This is a genomic window from Arenibacterium sp. CAU 1754, assembly GCF_054482635.1.
In genome coordinates this window covers 988,653-1,009,495 of the sequence record NZ_JBTLRG010000001.1, presented here as the reverse complement: position 1 = coordinate 1,009,495, position 20,843 = coordinate 988,653, and the positions used below count along the sequence as shown (strand labels likewise).

The following is a 20,843-nucleotide window of genomic DNA, read 5'->3' as shown; positions in this document are numbered from 1 at the left end:
CGGCATGAGCCTCTGGATTCCTGTTACCCTTGCGGCCGCCGTGTTTCAGACGTTGCGGTTCATGCTGCAAAAAACCCTGAGCACCGGTACCCTGAGCGCGGGCGGGGCGACCTTTGCGCGTTTTGCCTATTCCGCGCCGCTGATCGTGGCGGTTGTGGCCGTTTATCTGGCAGTGTCCGGTCGATCCGTGCCCGACCTGTCGCCCCGGTTCTGGACCTTCGCCGCCATTGGCGGACTGTCCCAGATACTTGCGACGGTCTGTGTTGTCCTGCTGTTCAAACAACGCAATTTTGCCGTGGGCATCACCTTCAAGAAAACCGAGGTGATCCAGACCGCATTGGTGGGGTTGGTGATCTTGGGCGAAGGCGTCAGCTGGGGCGCGTTCGCGGCCATTCTGATCGGTCTGTTTGCCGTTTTGCTGTTGTCACGCACGCCTGGTGATACCGGCGCCTGGTGGAGGCACCTGACTAACCGCGCCTCGGGCCTCGGGTTGGGGTCGGGGGTTCTGTTCGCCTTTTCGGCGGTCAGTTATCGCGGCGCATCGCTGGAACTGGGGGCGTTAGAGCCGGTTCTGCGGGCCGGGATCACCCTGGCGGCGGTCACAACGATGCAGACCATCGCGATGGCGATCTGGCTGGCCCTGCGCGAAAAGGGTGAATTGCGCGCGGTCTGGGATATTCGCAAAGTCGCCGTTTGGGTCGGATTGACCAGCATGGGCGGGTCGTTCTGCTGGTTTTTGGCCTTCACCTTGCAGAATGCGGCCTATGTCAAGGCGCTCGGGCAGGTGGAACTGATCCTCAGCCTTATGGCATCGGTGCTGTTTTTCCGCGAAAAGATCACCGGGCGCGAAATCGCCGGGATGGGCCTTTTGGGGCTGTCGATCATCCTGTTGATCCTGGCGATCTGACGGATCAGTCGCCCGGCATCGGATGTCCGCGCAGACGCAGGAACAGGCTCGCCTCATCATTGTTGCGGAAATAGGGCACGCTGTCAGGCGGGGTTTGATCGGTCACACGGCCTTCGACCTCGGCCAGAACGACCTCGGTGATGAAAGGCAGATCAAAGCCGCGCGCATCCGAAAGTTTGATCCATTGCAGATGTGACAGTTCATCCGAGGCATGGGTGAAATCATCCAGATCACCCTGAATATGGGCCGCGTCCACAAGAAAGAACCGCGCATCGAACCGGCGTGGGCGTCCCGGCGGGGTGAGCGCGCGAAATACGAATTGCAGCGCTGAAGCCGAGGGAACATGCCCGGTTGATGCAAATGTTTCCCAATCCGCCGGTGGTGTGTCGGGCCAATCGCCAGGCTCGCCCAGGATCAGGCCTGTTTCTTCCCACAACTCACGAACGGCTGCAGCGGCAAGCGCATGCTGCATGCCCTCGGGCGATTCATCGGCCAGACGCGTATGACAGGGATCAGGCAGCGGGCAGGACAGCGGTACATGCGCATCGTCAGGATCAACAGCTCCGCCGGGAAAGACGAATTTGTTCGGCATGAAAGCGGCCTTGGCCCCTCGCTGACCCATCAGGATTGACGGATCGTCATGGCGGTCACGCAAAACGATGACTGTCGAGGCGTTGCGAACGGCGGATTTATCGATGCTCATGAAGCCTCACACTTGGGGCGTTCAGGTCGAATCCCCGAACCCATACATTTGTTTGGACCACTGATACCCGACAATGGCCCCTTTCAATCTGGGCAGAAGGTAGAGCGAGAGACCGACGCAGCCAACAGAGAAAATCGTGAACAGAGTCAAAGGCTCAGGCCGCCACGTGACAAAGACATAATGCAACAGGGGCGCCATCAGGTGTCCGACAATCAAAATGGTCAGATAGGCCGGGCCATCGTCGGCGCGATGATGGTGCAGCTCCTCACGGCATACCTTGCAGGTATCATTGACCGTCAGATAATTCTTGAGCAGCGGGCCGCTGCCGCAATTCGGGCACTTGCGACGCCAGCCTTTACCCAAGGCAGACCAGATCGGACGTTCATCGGGTGTCACTGTATCAGTTGTGGTCATTGAAAAAAGGCCATGATGTTGCGCGTTTGAACTCACAAAATGGGGTGGAAAGCCCCTGTGCGAAAGGGTTGTCATCGTCCTTGCGTCGCGATGTCGCAAAACAGATTTGAAAAAATTGCGAAATCCGCGACGGAAGTTTCGTTGCGCTGCGTTTTATGATCATGGTGGGCGGCACAGGGCCGCCTGAAACACAGGAATGAACCGACATGAAATGCACGACATTGATCGCTGGTATTCTGGTTGCCACCTCGGCCATTGCTGCAACCGCAGTTTATGCTGCCGGACCCGGTTATGGCATGAGAGGTGAGCATGGGTTTGGCATGTACGGCGCGCCTCCTACGTTTGACTCTCTGGATGCCGACAAGGACGGTGAAATCACACCGGCCGAAATGGCAGCCCATCGGCAATCCCGGTTTTCCCGGGCGGATGGCGACGGAGACGGCAAGATCACCAAGGATGAAATGATTGCCGCGGCGCAGGCCCGTATGGAACAACGGGTAGACGCGATGCTGGACCGGTTCGACGCGGATGGCGATGGCGCCCTCACAGCCGAAGAGATGCCGCAGCCTCCACGCCCGGGTCGCATGTTCCAGTTCGCCGACGAGGATGGCAATGGCTCGATCTCGAAAGAGGAATTTGATCAGATGGGCCGTCATCACAGACATGGCCGCGGCTGGGGCATGAGACGCGGCGCGCCCAAGAACTGATGAAATGGAGGGGACCGTTGCACAATGACGATACTACCGGCTGTGCCGCGGTTCCCTGCATTTGATGGCTGAGACGCAAAACGAAGATGACGACGCGGTTCTGGCCCGGTTTGCGGCCGGTGACCCGCATGCGGCCGGAATACTGACCGGGCGGCTTGCGCCCCGCAGTTTTGCGCTGGCTCTTCGAATGCTGGGCGACCGGGCCGAAGCCGAAGACATCGCGCAGGAGTCGATGATGCGGCTGTGGCGCATGGCCCCCAATTGGGAACCGGGCAGGGCCAAGGTCAGTACATGGTTGTACCGGGTGACCATGAACCTGTGTCTGGATACGAAGCGGCGGCGGCATGGCGGCATGGCTCGGCTGGACGATGTGCCTGACCCGCCTGACCCGGCGTTGAGTGCGCCGGAGCAATTGCAGGATCGCACGCGGGCCGATGCCCTACAGGCGGCCTTGATGCAATTGCCGGACCGTCAGCGTCAGGCCGTGATCCTGCGCCACATCGAAGACCTGTCCAACCCGGAAATCGCCGGGATCATGGACATAAGCACCGAGGCTGTCGAAAGTCTGACAGCCCGGGGAAAACGTGCATTGGCCTCTCTTTTGGCAGAGCGGCGGGAAGAACTGGGGTATGCGGATGGCTGAGAACAATCGGGATTTGGACAGCTTGTTTCAAGCCGCCAGACGGGATGCGGCCGAGATGCCGGCCGGGCTGAGCAATCGGATTCTGGCGGATGCCGCACGGGTGCAGGCGCAATCGCGCGCGCCCCGTCCGCCGCGCGCGCGCCAGACCTGGTTCGCGCAACTGCGCGAGGCATTGGGCGGCTGGTACGGCATGGGTGGGCTGGCGGCAGCCTGCGCCACGGGTCTCTGGATGGGGATCGCGCCGCCCGACATCATGCCCGACCCGGTGCAAATGGTTTTTGGAACCCAGGCGGATCTGGATTTGCTGAGCGCGGATGATCTGAGCAGCGTTCTGGCGCAGGTCGAGGAGGGATAAATGAGCATGGAACCGGACACAAAACCCCGCCGTCGTCTGTGGATGCGGCTTCTGTTTGGCGGGTCGCTGGCGCTGAACCTGTTGTTCGTTGGCCTGTTCGTGGGGGCGGCTATGCGCTTTGGCGGGCCGGATCGCAAACCACCTCAACCCTCGGTCGGCGCGGCGCTGTTTCGTGAAATGCCGCGCGAGGACCGGCGCGCGCTGTTTTCATCCATGCGGTCGCACCGCGAAATCAATGGCGGTCGCCGCGCCAGCGAAGCGCAAGCCGTCATTCAGGCGCTGCGTGCACAGCCTTTTGATCCCGATGCGCTGTCGCGGGTTGTCGGGCAACAGCTGAACCGAAGATCGACCTGGCTGGCGGCGACCCAGGATGACTGGCTGGCCCGTGTCGCTGATATGAGTGCGCAGGATCGCAATGCCTATGCGGACCGTATCGAGCAGGCCATGTCAGGGCAGTCGCGTCAGAAACGGCGCTGGTGGCGCAATTAGGGCGCGGTCAGGCCGCGTCCTGTGTGAGGGTGAACTGATTGCGGCCACTGCCCTTGGCCTCGTACAGGGCGCGATCGGCCTGACCGATCAGAGCGGCGGCACAGTTTTCTCCGTCAGGCAGATTACCGTGGCTTGCCCCGCCAACGACGACGCCAATGGAAATGGTCAGGCTGATCGGTTGATTGATATGCGGGGTCCGGAACGGGCGACTGTTGATCTGACGGCACAATCTGTCGGCCGAACGGATCGCATGTTCCCGGGTGGTATCGGGCATGACGATCATAAACTCTTCCCCGCCCATACGCGCGATCATGTCCGCCGGGCGCAGTTGGCTGCGCAACCGCAACGCGGTTTCTGTCAGAACGGCATCGCCCGACGGGTGACCGTAGCGGTCATTGATCCGCTTGAAATGATCAAGATCGACCAGCATCACCGCAAAGGGACGGTCACTTGCCCGGGATTGCCGCACGACCTTTTCAAGGTGGGGCAGGGCATAGCGCCGGTTGTAGAGCCCCGTCATGGGATCAAGAATAGCGGCGCGCAACCCGTCGCGCACCGAGGCGCGCAACCGGTCCGAACTGGCCTTGTGACGCAGTTGGGACCACAGGCGCAACGCCAGTTCCTCGGCGCAAAACCCGTTGGGCATCACATCATGTGCGCCGCGGTCCAGCGCCTCTGCCGCGCGTGTGGCATTGGGCGGGTCGGTCACCGCAATCACGGGGGCGTTTCTAGTGGCGCTGCGTGCATGCAGATCCGCGGTCAGGCGCAATCCGGCCTGATCGGAATTTCCGGTGACTTCGACAACAAAGGCATCGGCCACCGGGTCGGCCATAAGTGCATGGATGTCATCCATCCGGTGGACGTGCATCTGGTGGGGGATACGGTCCTGCAATTGCGCGCGCCACCGCGTGGCGGTCAGGACGTCCCGCGCAACAAGGGCGATCTGGGCCGGTGCGACCAAACTGGCCGCGGGTTCGGAAAACCCAAGTGCCTGAGAAGCCCCATCGCGCAGGCGCAAATCCTCGGCACTGCTGCGCGACCGGATCAGGCTGCGAATGCGGGCCTGCAGGATCAGATCGTCCACCGGCTGGATCAGAACATCGTCGATCCCCGCCGACAGCGCCATCAGCAAGGCGGCGCGATCATTCTGTGGGGCAATGGCAATCACCGGAATCTGGGAGGTCGTTTCAGACTGTTGGAGAACCCGGTGAAGACGAATCGCACCGCCATCCGGCAGCGACATCGCCACCAGGATCAGATCGGGTTGACATCGCTCGACCAGGGGCATGATACCTTGCATCCCTTCGGCCTGAACGACGTGATAATAGGCTGCGGACAGCTGTACCTTCAGCATGATCCGGTTTGTTGCCATCCCGTCTATTATCAGAATGGTGCCCTGCACTGGAACGCCTTTCGACAGTTGCTTTAACTTTGTCTCAAAGTCTTTATGAGAGTCATTAACAAACCCTTTCCGCCCTTTCGAAAAGGTCAATGAATTGTCGATTTCCGCAGAAAAAGCCGAAACTCTGGCGTTGAAGGCGCTGGCGTGGCTGATCCCCAATGATGACCTTTTGCCGGTTTTCCTGGGCGCAACCGGCGCGTCGGAACAGGATCTGCGCACCCGCGCGGGGGAGCCGGAGTTCCTGGGGTCTGTTCTTGACTTCCTGCTGATGGACGATGCCTGGGTCATTGCCTTTTGTGACAATCATTCCATCCCCTACGATCATCTCATGCAGGCGCGCGCGGCGCTGCCGGGCGGCGGACAGGTGCACTGGACATGACAAAAGACCAGAGATTTTCCAATGAAATCGAAGCCGTGCTGTTCGACAAGGACGGCACGCTGTTTCAATTCGGAGCGACGTGGGAATCCTGGGCGCAGGCCTTTCTGTTGCGCGCGACCGGGGGCGATCGCCCCCGGGCCACGACTGTCGGGCATCACATCGGCTTCGATCTCGAAAGCAGAAAATTCACCCGGGACAGCGTGGTCATTGCCGGAACGCCGGATGAGGTTGCCGAGGCGCTGGTGCCGCATTTCCCGACGGTGTCGCGCGAGGCTCTGATGACCCTGCTGATCGAAGAGGCGGTTTCGGCGCCCCAGATCGAGGCCGTCCCGCTGGTGCCGTTTCTGGATGGATTGCGCGCCTTGGGGCTGCGTCTGGGGGTCGCCACGAATGACGCCGAGGAACCCGCCCTTGCGCATCTGGATCGCGCGGGTGTGCGGGACTTCTTCGATTTCGTTGCCGGATGCGACAGCGGACATGGGGCCAAACCTGAGCCGGGCCAGTTGCTGGCGTTTTCACGCCAGATAGGTCTGGAGCCCGGTCGTGTTGCCATGGTGGGTGACAGCACTCATGACCTGCGTGCCGGGCGGGCGGCGGGCATGCGCACGGTCGGCGTTTTGACAGGCATGGCCGGCCCCGAGGACCTGATGCCTTTTGCCGATGTGGTGCTGCCGGACATCGGTCACATACCCGGCTGGCTTGGCCGCACCTGACGAAGGAGCCGGAACCCGGTGGGCGGCCTGGCCCTCTGCTGTTTTGAAAATTTCCCAAGGAATGCGACAGTTCGTGTCGCAATCAGAGCGGCGTATCCCTCCGGTCTGGGGCTTGCTGACAGTCAAGACCCTTGGAGGATGACATGGCTGAAACGCAAACCCGGAAACGACGTGGCGGAGGCCGGGCAGGCAATGCGGCCCGCAGGGGCGGAGCCGTCATCGACCAGATGCCCTGGCGGGTACCCGTAAACATTGACCGGCCGATCGAACCGCTGGACGACGCGGGTGTTCAGGCCATCCACGACGGGGCGATGCGCATTCTGGAGGAGATCGGCATTGCCTTTCTCAACCCCGAGGCGCTGGAAATCCTGCGTAAGGCAGGATGTTCGGTGACGGGCGATGTGGTCCGCATGGACCGCGATTTCGTCATGGAAATGGTCGCAAAGGCGCCCAGCAGCTTCACCCTCACGCCGCGAAATCCGGATCGCAAGCTGACGGTCGGCGACAGGCATATCCTGTTTGGCAACGTCTCTTCACCGCCGAATTACTGGGATATGTCGATTGGCCGAAAGGTTCCCGGCACACGCGAGATGTGCGCCAACCTTCTCAAACTGACCCAGTATTTCAACTGCATCCATTTTGCCGGCGGCTATCCGGTTGAACCCGTCGATATTCACGCCAGCGTCCGCCATCTGGACGTGCTCTATGACAAGCTGACCCTGACCGACAAGGTCATGCACGCCTATTCGCTGGGCAAAGAGCGTGTCGAAGACGTCATGGAAATGGTGCGCATCGCGGGCGGGCTGACACATGAGGAATTCGAAGCAACGCCCCGGATGTACACCAACATCAACTCGACCTCGCCGCTGAAACACGACTTTCCCATGATCGACGGCTGTCTGCGGATGGTGCGGCGGGGGCAGGCGGTTGTGGTCACGCCCTTCACGCTGGCCGGGGCAATGGCCCCTGTCACCATGGCCGGGGCCGTGGCGCAATCCATTGCCGAAGCGCTCTGTGCCATCGCGTTGTTCCAGTACGTTGCACCCGGATGCCCCTGCGCGATCGGCACCTTCACGTCGAATGTCGATATGAAATCGGGCGCCCCCGCCTTTGGGACGCCAGAATACATGCGTGCCACACAGATGACCGGGCAATTGGCGCGGTTCTATGGGCTGCCGATGCGGTCTTCGGGCGTTTGTGCGGCGAACGTTCCGGACGGGCAGGCGATGTGGGAAACCTCCAACAGCCTCTGGGCCGCCGTGCAATCGGGTACCAACATGGTCTATCACGCGGCGGGATGGCTGGAAGGAGGACTGATCGCCAGCCCCGAGAAATTCATCATGGATTGTGAGGTTCTTCAGCAAATTCAACGCTATATGGACCCCCAGACCTTTGCCACATCCGCCGACGATATCGCGCTGGACGCCATCAAACAGGTCGGCAACCAGGGCCATTTCTTTGGGATCGAGCACACGCAGGAACGATACACCACCGCGTTTTATCAGCCCTTTCTCAGTGATTGGCGCAATTACGAGGCATGGGAGGCGGCAGGGGCCGTCTGGACGCCCGAGCGCGCGCATCACATTTTCCATCAGATCATCGATGGGTTCGAGGCGCCCCATATGGACGAGGCGATCCGCGAAGAGCTGGCTGCATTTGTCGCCCGGCGCAAGGAAGAGGGCGGCGCGCCAACCGATTTCTGAGCTGGCCTGCCGCGGGCAGTCATGAGGCCCGCCGCCGGGTTAGGTCTGCGGCGGGAAGTTCCCTAAAATTTTTCGTGTTTGGTCTTTTTTAAGACCTGATCTGCAAAGTGCCAGCAGACCACCAAAGGCGCGAATATGCACGGACTGATCAACAGGGCACTGCAATCCTTTTTTTGCCACACCTACGGCGCGGACCGATGGAGGCGTGTGACGCGTGTAGCCGAAGTGGACGTTTCCGATTTCGAGCCGATGCTTCTTTATGACGATGAGATGTCTCTGCGTTTGCTGGCAGCGGTCTGCGCCGATCTGAACCGTCCGCAAGACGAAATTCTGGAGGATTTGGGGACTTTCCTGGTGTCCAATCCCGAGGTTGAAGCTCTGCGCCGGTTGCTGCGATTTGGTGGGGTGACCTATGTCGAATTCCTGCATTCCCTCGATGATCTGCCTGACCGCGTACGCCTTGCCGTGGACGATCTGCATTTGCCGCAACTTGAGCTGAGAGAACGTGCGCCGGGCCTGTTCAGCCTGTCCTGTCAAACCGGGTTGCCCGGCTATTCCCATGTGATGATGGGGGTTCTGCGCGCGATGGCAGATGATTACGGGGCATTGGTCATGCTGGAACACCGTGGCCGGCGCGAAGGCAGTGACGTGATTTCGATCGCATTGATCGAATCCGCCTTTGCCGCGGGGCGCAGCTTTGAACTGGGGGCGCGGGCCGGATGATTTCAATAGAAGAAATGGCCGATGTACTGGAGCGGATGTGTCCGATGTCTGTTCTTCTGGATCCAACAGGGCGGATCCTGAAAGTCGGCCCCACGCTACAGAAACTGCGCCCGGATACGCCGATGCAGGGACAACTGTTTCTGGAACTTTTCGCGTTAAAGCGCCCGCGCGCCGTTAATTCGATGCAGGTGCTCCTGGAAAACTCCGGAACCAGGCTGCACCTGCAGTTCCGGGATGCGCCGACGACCGGGCTCAAAGGTATTCTGATCCCGCTCTCTGACGGGAAAGGAGCCATCGTAAACCTGTCTTTCGGAATTTCGGTCCTGGATGCGGTGCGCGACTATGCGCTGAGCAGTTCCGACTTTTCCGCGACCGACCTGACCATTGAATTGCTTTACCTCGTCGAAGCGAAATCCGCTGCTATGGATGCCTCACGCAAGTTGAACCAGCGCCTGCAAGGCGCGATGATCGCCGCCGAGGAGCAGGCCTTTACCGATACCCTGACCGGGCTCAAGAACCGGCGCGCGATGGATCACGTTTTGGCGCGGCTGATCGGCGGAAAGGGGCCGTTTGCCCTGATGCATCTGGATCTGGACCATTTCAAACAGGTAAATGACACCATGGGCCATGCCGCCGGGGATCACGTTTTGCAGAAAGTTGCGCGGATCATGATCGAGGAGACCCGCGACACCGATACCATTGCCCGCGTCGGCGGCGACGAGTTCGTGTTGATCTTTGATCGGCTGGTCGACAGCGCTCGATTGAACAACATCGCCCAATCGCTGATCCGCCGGTTCGAAGAGCCAACCCCCTATAATGGCCAGACGTGCCGGATATCGGCCAGCGTGGGGACAACGATATCGCACCAACCGGAAGGGATCGAAGCGGCAGCCTTGCTGCATCAGGCGGATCTGGCGCTCTATGCGGCCAAGAATGCAGGGCGTGGCACTCACAAATTCTATGTCCCGGACATGGAAGATGGAGCGGCAGGAAATTCTCGTCCCGCCTGGATGCCGGGATCAGAGCGAAATGGTACATCCGCGCCGCTGAGGTGACCCGCCTGTCAGGTCTGGATGTAGCGACTGATTCCGGCCGGGCGCCATGGGCGGGCAAGCGCCAATCGGCATAACACGGCCCTTGCGGCACTTTAGCAGTGCGGCATAGGGTTAACCCATTAGAAATCAGACCATTTGCCCCTGCGCGGACCGATGCGCAATGACTGGGCCGGTCGAAGTGTTGAATGGGTGCCATGCGGCTTGCGATCACTGTTTCAGCGTTGATGCTTGTGCTGGTGATTGCGGTGTGTGCCTATCTGCTCCTGCAATCCTGTGGCGTGCGTCTGCCGCTGACAGGTACGGTGTTATCGGCGTGTGAAACCGAAGAGACCTTGGAAACAAGGGGCGCGCTTGCGGCGACATGGGCGGCCAACGACGATCTGGATCAACAGATCATCCAGCTGGAACGCGACCTTGCGCTGCTGGCCTGCAAGGCCGAACCGCCGCCGCCGCCCCCTCCACCCCCGCCTCCGCCACCCGCGAAACCGCCCAAACCCAAAACTCCAAGCGGGCTGCCCCCGGATGCGTTCAAGAAAAACGACATCTCGGTGATGAAAGGGTGCTGGGAACTGTCTTCGAATTATGACGTGCGCGACATTCGCAGTGGCAAGATCACCCGCTTCCGGTATTGGCAAATCTGCTTTGACGCCAAGGGCAATGGCCGCGAGGTCATGCGCGCCACCAACGGCGTGCGCTGCGAGGGGCGTCTGACCGGGCGGCTGGGATCAGGCCGGTTGAGCATGCGCGAGCCGGGCAATCTGCAATGTTCCAACGGGTCCGAGATTTTCCGGCGCGACATCACCTGTTCGCTGAATGCGCGCGGGACTGCAACCTGTGATACCTATCAACCTGAAATCAATGGCCGGGGCAGGGCAACGCTGCGCCGGGCAGGGAGATAACGGATATGGCTGACCATTTCCTGTCGAAAATCCGCGTCGCGAACGATGACTTTGTCGAGGCCGGCGGCCAACCCGTTCTGGAACAGTACAGTGCCCTGCGTGCGATGCTGGCCGAGCGTGCTGGCCCCGAAGTGGCCGATCTTTTTGCCGAGCCGCTGATCAGCCGCGGCAATGACGAGGCACCGCCAACCGTGTCGTGGTACACCCCGATCGCGGGGGAGGCACGCCCGCTTGAACAGTTGCCGCCCGGCGAAAAGGACCGTGCCGAGCGCTATCTTGCGGATCATCTGCGCCCTTTGCGGGCATTGGCGGATGACCCGGCAAGCGCTGGACTGGCCCAGGGCGCGCTGAGCGTGATGGGACAGGGCGACGTCGCAGTCGTCGGGGATCGACCTGTCATCGTGAACTGGGGGCTGATGCCCGGCGGTAAGGGCGCCTCGGCGGCGGCGCGCCCGGCGCACTATGCGGCGACCCTGGGTCGGTTTCTGCCTTTGGGCGCGGCGGCCCCGGCGCCGGATGCGCACCCGGCCGCACCGAGTGCCGCCCCTGTGTCGGCGCCCCCTTCACCGGGTCCCTATCCGGCGCCGCAGCGTGTGATCACGGCGCTGACATGGATGCCTCTGGTCCTTCTCTTGCTGTTGGCGGGGGCGGCGTTGGCGTGGTTGCTGATGCCGGGCAATCGCCTGTTTCCGTTCAGCAGTCGGCCCGCTGTGGTAACCGACGCCGCCGCACTCAGTGCGGCGCAGGCCGAGAACGATGCTTTGCGTGCCCGCAGGGACCAATTGCAGGTGGCGCTGGAAAGTGCGGTGTGCAGGGACGACGGGCAACTGATCCTGCCCGACGGGCTGACACCCGAAGGGCTGACCCCGCCCGAGCCGGGCGTTGCGCCCGAGACCCGGGCCACGGCCGTCCCCGACGCCTTGCTACCCAGCCGGTCGAGCCGCGTGGCGGTCCCGGATGGCGCTGAGGGCGAGACGACGTTGCTTGACCTGATCGAACAGCGCACGGTTCTGGTTCTGGCCGGCGCGGGGGGCGAGATCTCAACCGGTTCGGGCCTGATCATCGGCCCGGGGTTGATCGTCACGAACCATCATGTGGTTGAAAAGGCGCTGGGCGAAGGCGGCCAGATCCTGGTCGCGGGCAATGCGCTGGACGCGCCACTCCGCGCGAAGGTTCTCAAGACCCAGGGACCGCTGGAACAGACGGGTGGCGACTTTGCCCTGCTGGAAGTCGATGCACCCGATCTGCCTGCCTTTATCGTGCATCTGTCTGACACGTCGCTGAAGCTGAGCAATGTCGTTGCGGCCGGATACCCCGGTGATGTGCTTGAGATGGATGTAGGTTTTGCGGCCCTGAAATCGGGCGATGTGTCGGCTGTGCCGGATGTGACCGTGACCGACGGCACCGTGAACACCGAACAGAAACTGGGGCCGGAAACGAATGTTCTGATGCACTCCGCGCCCCTGTCGCGGGGCAATTCGGGCGGTCCTCTCGTGGATATGTGCGGCCGCCTCGTGGGGGTGAATTCCTTTGTGCGGACAGGCCGGATGCAAAACCGTGGCTTTGCGCTCTCCAGCGGTGATTTGATGCGCTTTCTTGAGGGGACACCGGCCGCGCCCACTGTTGCCACTGACCCATGCGCGCCGGTGGTCTTGCGCCCGGATGCGCCTGCGCCGGACCCACAGCCCAAACCGGCATCGGAATAGGACTGCTTACCGCCATGCAAGACGCATTTCTGGTCACCACATCCTCGGAAGGGTTGCAGCCGCTGGGCACGGCGGCGCAGCGGTCCTATGAGCTTGTGACCAGCGCGGTGGAGCGGCTGCTGAGCCCCGCCCATGCGGCCATCTTCGCAGAGCCTGTCGCCGCCCCGCATGGGGACAAGATTGATTGGTATGCAGGTCAGAAAGGTCAGGCCACGGCGTTGCCAGACCTGCCTGAACCCGATCAGGATCAATTGCGGGACAGATTGGGCCGATTGATCGCTGACATTCGTTCTGCGGCTGATCAGCTGCGGGAAAGTGACTCCAGCGAAGACCAGCGGTTGGGCGAGGCCTTGGACCATGCCATCGAAGTCCCGGACGAAGCGATGGTTTTCGGCCTGCGCGATGCGGCGGGCGCACTTCTCCCGGTCCTGGTGCACTGGGCCTGGCTGCGCGATGAACAGCGGGCAGTGCGCGGGGTTCTGACGGCCATGGTGCCCCGTCCCGGCGGCATCGCGGCGACCCAACCCGGTGCATCCGAACGGACCGGTGGGGCGAGCCGTTTTTGGTGGTGGCTGATCCTGCTGGGATGGCTGCTGTTGGCGGCGCTGCTGGCGGCCATTCTCTATGTGCTGATTGCCCCTTGCGGGATAAATCAGGGACGCCTGATCTTTTGCCAGCAGCCAGATCAGGGCCCCAGTGCGGTTCTGACCGAAAAACAGCGGATTAGCGATGAGATCGTTCGCCTGGAACATGATCTGGCGCTGACCAACCGCCTGTGCCGCGCCGTGGTGCCGGTGATCCCGGCGCCGCCCGATGCCGCGCCGGCCCAGCCGGAAAAGGAAGGCAACGCCGCACCGGACGAGACCGATCGCGCCGCGGTTGCCAAGCGGATCACTGAACGCGGAGCCAGGCGGGGCGATCTGAACTTCACGCTGGAATGGTCCACGGTGGACGATATCGATCTTTACGTGACCTGTCCGACGGGGGTGACCGTGTCCTACAAGAACAAGGGTGATTGCAACGGCACCTACGATCTGGACGCCAATGTAGTCCGCGCCGAGGCGATCACAGATCCGGTCGAAAATATTGTGTTCGATCAGGCCCCCACGGGTGTCTACAAGGTGCGCGCGCATCTGCGCAGTGAACGCACCGAGGGCGAAAAACCCGTCACGCTGCATGTTCTGCGCCGTGATGGACCTTCGCAAAGCTATACGGGTAAGGTGGGGAACGGAAAGAATGAGTGGATTACCAACATCAGCATTTCAAGGTAGGCATAATGCAGCAATCTGAACATCTGGCTCAGCTGGTCGATTGGCGTGATGAAATTTCCCTGGTGCCGTATTCGGGCACTCAGATGCTGGATTTCGGCTTTGCCCTGGATGCGCTCGAACTGAAAAGCGCGCGCTTCATCGAACGGGTTGTCGGGGGCACCGATGCAGCCGAAGAATGGGCGCTGCTGCCGCTGACCGGCGATCCGGACAGCGATGCGGTGGTCGAGGCGGGCGCGCGCCCCGATGACGATGAGTATTCCGTCCGATCTATCGCCGCACTTGAACCGTTTCTATCCAAATGGGTGCCTGTGCCGGTCCTGCGGATCAAGAACGATCGCGGCCCGGGCGGAGAAGAGCGGTTTGACCCCGGCCCGTCGGCCTGGGCGCGGATGCGGGTTGTCGAACTGGACGACCCTGATCCCGAGACCGGCCATACCCACCGGGTGCAACTGGCCCTGGACACGGCGCTGAGCGACGGGCAACAGCCCTTGCAATATCTCACGCCGGACCGGGCGGACGCCGAGAAACCGCGCGATTTCCGCTTTGTATCCGATCCCGAGCGGATGGACTGGTTCCTGCGTCGCCTTGAAACCGGCAGCGACGGTGAAATGCTGGACCTGCAGAAATGGGTGTCGGACTGGCTGGATGACATGTTCATGGCCTACAAGCGCGCCGAACGCCCCGGTCGCAAGATCAGCCATGACACGCTGGCCCATAAATTCGAGCATTGGGCGCGGTATCTGGCCTTTCTCCGGCTGATCGACAACGCGGTCAGTATTCCCAAAATCCGCCTCGCCAACACTGTCAGCAGACGCGAAGGCGTGACCCCGGTCGAGGTCGAGCTGGTGCTGGATGTGGGCAATTCGCGCACCTGCGGCATCCTGATCGAACGCTTCCCCGGCGAAACGCGGCTGGATCTGGCCCGGTCCTATCCGCTTGAGGTGCGCGACCTGTCGCGGCCCGAGTTCCAGTATTCCGGCCTGTTCGAAAGCCGCGTGGAATTTGCCGAACTCAGGATGGGCGATGAACGGTTTGCCAGCCGTTCGGGACGCAGGAATGCGTTTCTATGGCCCAGTATCGTGCGCATGGGTCCCGAGGCGCTGCGCCTTGTGGCCGGAGAAGAGGGCACCGAAACCGCCTCGGGCCTGTCAAGCCCCAAACGGTACCTTTGGGACGACACCCCGATGCAGCAGGACTGGCGGTTCCATCATCACAACGATCCGAACACCTTGCCCAAATCCCTGCGTGCCGCGATGCGCCACCTGAACGAGGCGGGCGATGTTCTGGAACAGGTCAAGGCGGACGAGGCGGCCAAGCTGCGCCCGCGCGGCAAGACTCCGCTGACCCAGGCGATCCGGCCGCGCTTTGCGCGCTCCTCGTTGTTCGGGTTCATGCTGGCGGAAATCTTTGCTCATGCATTGACGCAGGTGAACGCGCCTGCCGGGCGCGCCCGACGCGCGCAATCGGAATTGCCCCGACGTCTGGACCGGATCATCCTGACCCTGCCCACGGCAACCACGGCGCAGGAACAGGCCATTATCCGATCCAAGGCCAAGGGCGCGCTGACACTGGTCTGGACGATGATGGGGCTGCAGGACGGTGAAAGCGCGATTTCCCGGATGCCGGAACTGATCGTGGAATGGGACGAGGCGAGCTGTACGCAACTGGTCTATCTCTATTCCGAACTGACACAGAAATTCGACGGGCGGATCGACCGGTTCCTGTCGCTCAAGGGACAACCGCGCGCGCAACTGCCCGGCGGGGCGGCTGAACCGTCGCTCAGGCTGGCCTGTATCGACATTGGCGGCGGGACCACCGATTTGATGGTGACGACCTATTGGGGTGAGGCGGGGCGCGTTCTGCACCCCAGTCAGACCTTCCGCGAAGGGTTTCGCGTGGCCGGCGATGAACTGCTGCAGCGGGTCATTGCGACGGTCATCCTGCCCGGTCTCCAATCCGCGATCGAAGCCGCTGGCGGGCGCTATGTCGGGGAAAAGCTGCGCGAATTGTTTACCGGGGATGTGGGCGGTCTGGACCAGCAAAGCGTTCAGAAGCGTCGCCAGTTCGCGTTGCGGGTTCTGCTGCCGGTGGCGGTCGCGATCCTGAAGGAATGTGAAACGGCCGAGGAATTCGAACATCTGACCCTTGCGGTGCACGACGTTCTGCCCCTTGTACGGGGGGACGAGGATGCATCCCCCGCGATCCCCGACGCGCTTGTGTCCTATATCGAGGATGAGGCGCGCAACCTGGGCGCGCCCGATTTCCGCCTTGCCGATGTCGAGCTGAGCTTCGGACGCGATGACGTCGATGCCGCCGCGCGCGAGGTGTTCCAACAGGTGCTGGGCAACATGGCCGAGGTGGTCGCGCATCTGGGCGTCGATGTGGTTCTTCTGACCGGGCGCCCGTCGCGCCTGCCGGCGGTACGCGCCATTTTCCAGGAGATGATGGCCGTGCCGGCCCATCGCCTGATTTCGATGCATGCCTACAAGACCGGACGGTGGTATCCGTTCCGCGATCCGGTGACCCAGCGCATTGGTGATCCCAAATCGACCGTTGCCGTCGGCGGCATGCTGATCGCCCTGAGCGAAAGTCGCATCCCGAATTTCAAGGTCACGACCTCGGCCTTCCGGATGCAATCCACGGCGCGCTATATCGGCGAGATGGACACATCGGGCCAGATCACGACCGACCGTGTCCTGTTTTCCGACGTCGACCTGGATGCCCGCAAAAGCGAAAGCGACATGCTGGCCAGCCTGACCATGTACACTCCGATCTACCTGGGATCACGCCAGTTGCCGCTGGAACGATGGACGACGACGCCACTCTATCGGCTGGATTTCGCAACACCCTCGGCCGAGGCGCGCGCGCCCTTGCGGGTGACCTTCGAGAGAACCGAATTTGACGAGGACCCGGAAACGGAAACCTCGGAAACCAATTTACGCCGCGAGGCGATGCGCGAAGCCTTTAGCGTGAGCGAGGTGGAAGACAGCGAAGGCACGGCGATGAAAACCAGCGAAGTGAAGCTACGGCTGCATACGCTGGGATTTGAGGACGAATACTGGATTGATACCGGCCTGTTCAGGCTGTGAAGGGACCACAGGCAATGACCACGCAAGACCAAGATAAACTGGCGGCGGACTGCACAGAGGTGGCGGACCTGACCCAACAGGCGCTGGACTGGATTGAAAACCCGGAAAACTCCGAACTGGTCGGGGCCGAAGCGCGGTCGCTGACCCAGATGATGCGCAAGGGCGCGCGCCGCGCGCGGCGCCTTGCGCACTCGGCCAAAACGCCCATGTCGGTTAGTGTTTTTGGCCCCAGTCAGGCCGGGAAATCCTTTCTTGTGTCGGTGTTGGCCCGCCCGCACGAGGGCAGTCTGGTCGGTGATTTCGACGGACAGCTCGATTACATCAGCCAGGTCAACCCCGAGGGCGAGGGCGAAAGCACCGGTCTGGTCACCCGGTTCACCATGCGCAAGGACCCGACGCCGGACGGTTTTCCCATCAAGCTGACATTGCTGAGCGAGGCGGATATCCTGCGCACCGTCATCAACAGCTTTTTCAACGATGGCGACGAAAGCGAAGTGCCCCCGGACGCGCATGACCTTTCAGTGCATCTGGACACCTACAAGGCGCGCAGTGGGGCTCCGCGCCCCGGTCTGGACAGTGACGAGGTCTACGAGGTCGGCGAATACGTGGAAAACGTGTTCCGCAAAAGCGCCTATGCGGCGGCGCTGAAACCATTCTGGGACGAAGCGGCGGAAATTGCGCCGGGCCTGTCGGCCGAGGATCGCGCCGGTTTCTTTTCCGTCCTCTGGGGTGGTCACGCGGCGCTGGGCGATCTTTATCGTCAATTGGCCGGGGCACTGGCGCAACTGGACCACTCGGATGTTGTTTTTGCGGACCTGTCGGCGCTGGTGCCGCGGGAACAGTCGATTATTGACGTGAAAACCCTGACCGGATTGCGCGGTGCGGATGTGGGACCGCCCCTGACGGTGCAGACCGCGGCAGGGCGCGCGGTCTCGATCCCGCGTGCCGAACTTTGTGCGCTGGCGGCGGAACTGGTTTTTCCGATGCAAACCCAGCCGTCAGACCTGTTCGGGCGTACGGATCTGCTGGATTTCCCCGGCGCGCGCAACCGGTTCGAAGAGCCGCTGAACAAGACGCTCGAAAATCTCGACAAGAACCTTCACGAATTGCTGCTGCGGGGAAAGGTTGCCTATCTCTTTGACCGCTATGTGGAAAATCAGGAAATCACGTCGATGTTGCTCTGCGTGCCGGGCAGCAACATGGAAACGCTCGATCTGCCGGGACTGGTAGATAACTGGATCGCGCTGACACATGGCGCGCGCCCCGAGTTGCGCGCGCAAACCGATTGCGTGCTGTTCTTTGTGCTGACCAAGTTCGATATGCAACTGGGTGATTCCGCGGCCGATGGTGGCGCCAGCAGCCGGTTTGAGCGGCGCATGAAAGCCTCGCTTCTGGAACGGTTCGGGCGAGGGCAGGACGGTTGGGTCGAGGAATGGACACCCGGCAAGCCATTCGACAACTGCTATTGGCTGCGAAACCCGAACTATTTTGTCGAAGGGTTGATCGAATACGATGGCAATAAGCGCGAGCTGCGCGTGCACCCGGAAAAAGAGCCCCGCATTGCCGAGCTTAAGGCCGGGTGCCTAGCGGCGGACCCGGTGCAGCGCCATTTTGCCGATCCCGAAACCGCGTGGAACGCGGCACTGGCCCTGAATGACGGTGGGGTCACCTACCTGACCGATCAATTGGCGCGCGTCTGCAAGCCGGACAGCAAGCTGCGCCAGATCCGCGTGCAGCTGGACCAGATCTCGGGCGATTTGGTCCGGGCCATCGGCCCCTATTACGTTTCGGACGATGTCGAACAGCGGATCGCGGAGAAGCAGGCGGCCGCCACACGCGTCATCGACGATCTTGAGCAGGCCCTTGCGCGCCACCGCTTTGGCGCGGTGATGGCCGATCTCATGGTCGATCAGGACGACATTGAAGGGCGTATCGCGCGCGTGCCCAGTTCGGTCCGGATCACCAGTGCGGTCAGTGCGGCCGGAGCCTCGGCTGATCCGGTATCAGCACCGGGGCCGCAACGGCCCGGGCGTCCGGCGCGGCCACAGTCCGCGGCGCAAAGAGCGGCTGAAGACATCCGCACCATGACGTTGGAGCAGTTTCAGGCCGAAACCGCGCTGGAAAGCTGGATCGACAGGTTGAAAGCTTTTCGTGACGATCCCGCACGCCGACAGGCCTATGGGGTCGGGGACATGACCTCATCCGATCTGGTGACAGAACTGATCCATGCGGCGCGCCGCGTCGGGCTCAGCCGCAAGACGGCGCGGGAACTGGAAAAGATCAATTTCGGGCTGAATGTCGAAAAACAGGCCCAGCCAGCTTCAATTCTGGGGGCCGAAAGCATCAACCGGTTCGTCTCGACCCTGGGGATGCTGGAATTGCCGGAATCCGAACGCCCCCGGGTGCAAACGCCCGAGGGCGACAGCCGGGCGATCTTTACCCGGCCACCGGCGTCGGACACGGTGGATGACCTGCCCGCGCAGCCGCGCAATCTGGCCGAAGAGATGTGGAGCGATTGGGTCTTTGCGCTGGACGCTGTGTTTGAAGCTAACGCAAAGGACGGCGTCGGCGGCGAGATCAACATCGAACAGAACATTGCACTGGGCCGCATTCTGGGTGCGCTCAACGGGGTTGCACCGGCATGACACTGACGGTTCATCCGGACCCCCAGGAACCAGCGGGCGGTTATGCCTTTCTTGAGTTGGCAGAAGGCAGCCTGCCGCAGGACAGCGTGACGGTCGCCGTGTTCGATGCCTACGGCGAACGGTGGCTGGCCCCTAGTCAGGACGACGGCGAAAAAATATCGATTGGCAACCCGAACTGGCAAGCGGAACGGCACGATTTTGGCCCCTACAAGGTCTATGGCCATGAAGGTGCGGATTGGGTGCGCATTGGCCCCGAAATCGTCAACAAGATCGAAGAATACAGCCCTCTGCGCCTGAGCATTAACGGCGTGGAACACACCGCGACCTGGCCCGATGACATTCCTCCGCGTGCGGGCGCGGCCGTTTTGGGCGGTATTCAGGCGGTCGCGCGGGTGCGCCCGGATCCTGTCGTTCACCCGGCGGTGCAGCCGCCCGTGGCCGAATTGCATGCGGAGTCCGGTGTTCCCGACCTGCCCGAAGATCCTGACACGCCGACTGGGGGCTTTCGCATATGGATCTGGCTGATTGCCCTGATCCTGTTGGTGGCAATCGCGGTCGGGGTCTGGTGGTTCTGGATGCGCGATGATGCTCTGACGGCCAAGGTGCCGTCAGACAGCACCCCGGTGGCGACACGGGAAAGATGCAGTTTCGCGGCCTTGTCCGTGCTGCCCGGCGGGTTTGCCGAGGCGGGCGCGGCGTTGCGCGATTGCGGCCGCGAAGTCTCGCCGGATGTGGCGCTGGAGGTGATCGAATCCTTTGCCGCACAGGACGATCCCGACGCGCTTTTGCTGATCGGGACCTTGTATGACGGCACGGAACTCGACGCCCGCATCGAAAAACTGATCGGTCTGACCTTTGATCCTGACGATGCCCGGGCGGCAGGGTATTATGCCCGCGCCAGCAGCGCAGGATCGGACGCGGCGCAAACGCGTCTGGGCGATACCTGTGCGCGGCTGTCAGGGTCGGCATCGACGTTGGCCAAGGGGGCTTTTGATGATTTTTGCAAGTAAAATTAGGCGTATGCGGGGCAAAGCTCTGGT

Annotated in this window: 19 protein-coding genes; 16 read left to right on the top strand and 3 right to left on the bottom strand. The window is 61.9% G+C overall.

The features are described from left to right. Positions 1–4: 4 nt before the first annotated feature. On the top strand, positions 5–907 hold the full coding sequence (locus tag ACXYMO_RS04910) for an EamA family transporter (RefSeq protein ID WP_458877537.1): 903 nt from the start codon (positions 5–7) through the stop codon (positions 905–907). Positions 908–911: 4 nt separating this feature from the next. Here ACXYMO_RS04910 and ACXYMO_RS04905 read toward each other — a convergent pair whose 3' ends face one another. Beyond that, positions 912–1,610, bottom strand: coding sequence for an NUDIX hydrolase (locus tag ACXYMO_RS04905; protein ID WP_458877536.1), 699 nt, complete (start codon positions 1,608–1,610; stop codon positions 912–914). Positions 1,611–1,631: 21 nt separating this feature from the next. Then, complete coding sequence (locus ACXYMO_RS04900) at positions 1,632–2,024, bottom strand: DUF983 domain-containing protein (RefSeq protein WP_458877889.1); 393 nt, start codon at positions 2,022–2,024, stop codon at positions 1,632–1,634. 206 nt (positions 2,025–2,230) lie between these two features. Here ACXYMO_RS04900 and ACXYMO_RS04895 point away from each other — a divergent pair, with 206 nt between their 5' ends. From ACXYMO_RS04895 to ACXYMO_RS04880, 4 genes are all read left to right on the top strand, one after another. Continuing rightward, positions 2,231–2,731 carry an EF-hand domain-containing protein gene (locus ACXYMO_RS04895; RefSeq protein ID WP_458877535.1) on the top strand — a complete coding sequence of 167 codons (501 nt, stop codon included), beginning with the start codon at positions 2,231–2,233 and terminating at the stop codon, positions 2,729–2,731. A gap of 64 nt (positions 2,732–2,795) precedes the next feature. Beyond that, positions 2,796–3,374 (top strand): RNA polymerase sigma factor, encoded by a 579-nt coding sequence (locus tag ACXYMO_RS04890; RefSeq protein WP_458877534.1) that lies wholly within the window; start codon positions 2,796–2,798, stop codon positions 3,372–3,374. Continuing rightward, positions 3,367–3,729, top strand: a complete 363-nt coding sequence (locus ACXYMO_RS04885) for a hypothetical protein (protein WP_458877533.1) — start codon at positions 3,367–3,369, stop codon at positions 3,727–3,729. Before ACXYMO_RS04890 ends, ACXYMO_RS04885 begins: the two co-directional genes overlap by 8 nt. After that, entirely contained in the window at positions 3,730–4,218 is a 489-nt protein-coding gene (locus ACXYMO_RS04880) for a periplasmic heavy metal sensor (RefSeq protein WP_458877532.1), read from the top strand. It abuts the gene before it with no gap. A 7-nt stretch (positions 4,219–4,225) separates the two neighbouring features. Here ACXYMO_RS04880 and ACXYMO_RS04875 read toward each other — a convergent pair whose 3' ends face one another. Continuing rightward, positions 4,226–5,620 (bottom strand): diguanylate cyclase, encoded by a 1,395-nt coding sequence (locus ACXYMO_RS04875; RefSeq protein WP_458877531.1) that lies wholly within the window; start codon positions 5,618–5,620, stop codon positions 4,226–4,228. A gap of 94 nt (positions 5,621–5,714) precedes the next feature. On the opposite strand from ACXYMO_RS04875, the gene ACXYMO_RS04870 reads away from it, so the two are divergent. The 11 genes from ACXYMO_RS04870 to ACXYMO_RS04820 all read left to right on the top strand — a co-directional run bounded on the left by ACXYMO_RS04870 (position 5,715) and on the right by ACXYMO_RS04820 (position 20,813). After that, on the top strand, positions 5,715–5,999 hold the full coding sequence (locus ACXYMO_RS04870) for a DUF3572 domain-containing protein (protein WP_458877530.1): 285 nt from the start codon (positions 5,715–5,717) through the stop codon (positions 5,997–5,999). Continuing rightward, a complete protein-coding gene (locus tag ACXYMO_RS04865; protein WP_458877529.1) occupies positions 5,996–6,712 on the top strand; it encodes an HAD family hydrolase in 717 nt (238 codons plus the stop codon). Before ACXYMO_RS04870 ends, ACXYMO_RS04865 begins: the two co-directional genes overlap by 4 nt. A 143-nt stretch (positions 6,713–6,855) precedes the next feature. Further along, a complete protein-coding gene (locus ACXYMO_RS04860; RefSeq protein WP_458877528.1) occupies positions 6,856–8,415 on the top strand; it encodes a trimethylamine methyltransferase family protein in 1,560 nt (519 codons plus the stop codon). A 135-nt stretch (positions 8,416–8,550) separates the two neighbouring features. Further along, positions 8,551–9,138 carry a heme NO-binding domain-containing protein gene (locus ACXYMO_RS04855; protein WP_458877527.1) on the top strand — a complete coding sequence of 196 codons (588 nt, stop codon included), beginning with the start codon at positions 8,551–8,553 and terminating at the stop codon, positions 9,136–9,138. Continuing rightward, positions 9,135–10,193 (top strand): diguanylate cyclase domain-containing protein, encoded by a 1,059-nt coding sequence (locus ACXYMO_RS04850; RefSeq protein WP_458877526.1) that lies wholly within the window; start codon positions 9,135–9,137, stop codon positions 10,191–10,193. The genes ACXYMO_RS04855 and ACXYMO_RS04850 overlap by 4 nt, the downstream gene beginning before the upstream one ends. Positions 10,194–10,387: 194 nt before the next feature. Further along, a complete protein-coding gene (locus tag ACXYMO_RS04845; protein WP_458877525.1) occupies positions 10,388–11,092 on the top strand; it encodes a hypothetical protein in 705 nt (234 codons plus the stop codon). 5 nt (positions 11,093–11,097) lie between these two features. After that, positions 11,098–12,798, top strand: coding sequence for a S1C family serine protease (locus ACXYMO_RS04840; protein ID WP_458877524.1), 1,701 nt, complete (start codon positions 11,098–11,100; stop codon positions 12,796–12,798). A gap of 14 nt (positions 12,799–12,812) precedes the next feature. Then, on the top strand, positions 12,813–14,069 hold the full coding sequence (locus tag ACXYMO_RS04835; RefSeq protein ID WP_458877523.1) for a hypothetical protein: 1,257 nt from the start codon (positions 12,813–12,815) through the stop codon (positions 14,067–14,069). A gap of 5 nt (positions 14,070–14,074) precedes the next feature. Then, the gene (locus ACXYMO_RS04830; RefSeq protein WP_458877522.1) at positions 14,075–17,158 is read left to right on the top strand and encodes a virulence factor SrfB; all 3,084 of its coding nucleotides are present in this window, start codon (positions 14,075–14,077) and stop codon (positions 17,156–17,158) included. Positions 17,159–17,172: 14 nt separating this feature from the next. Continuing rightward, entirely contained in the window at positions 17,173–19,803 is a 2,631-nt protein-coding gene (locus ACXYMO_RS04825) for a virulence factor SrfC family protein (RefSeq protein WP_458877521.1), read from the top strand. Beyond that, a complete protein-coding gene (locus tag ACXYMO_RS04820; RefSeq protein ID WP_458877520.1) occupies positions 19,800–20,813 on the top strand; it encodes a hypothetical protein in 1,014 nt (337 codons plus the stop codon). Before ACXYMO_RS04825 ends, ACXYMO_RS04820 begins: the two co-directional genes overlap by 4 nt. Positions 20,814–20,843: the final 30 nt, after the last annotated feature.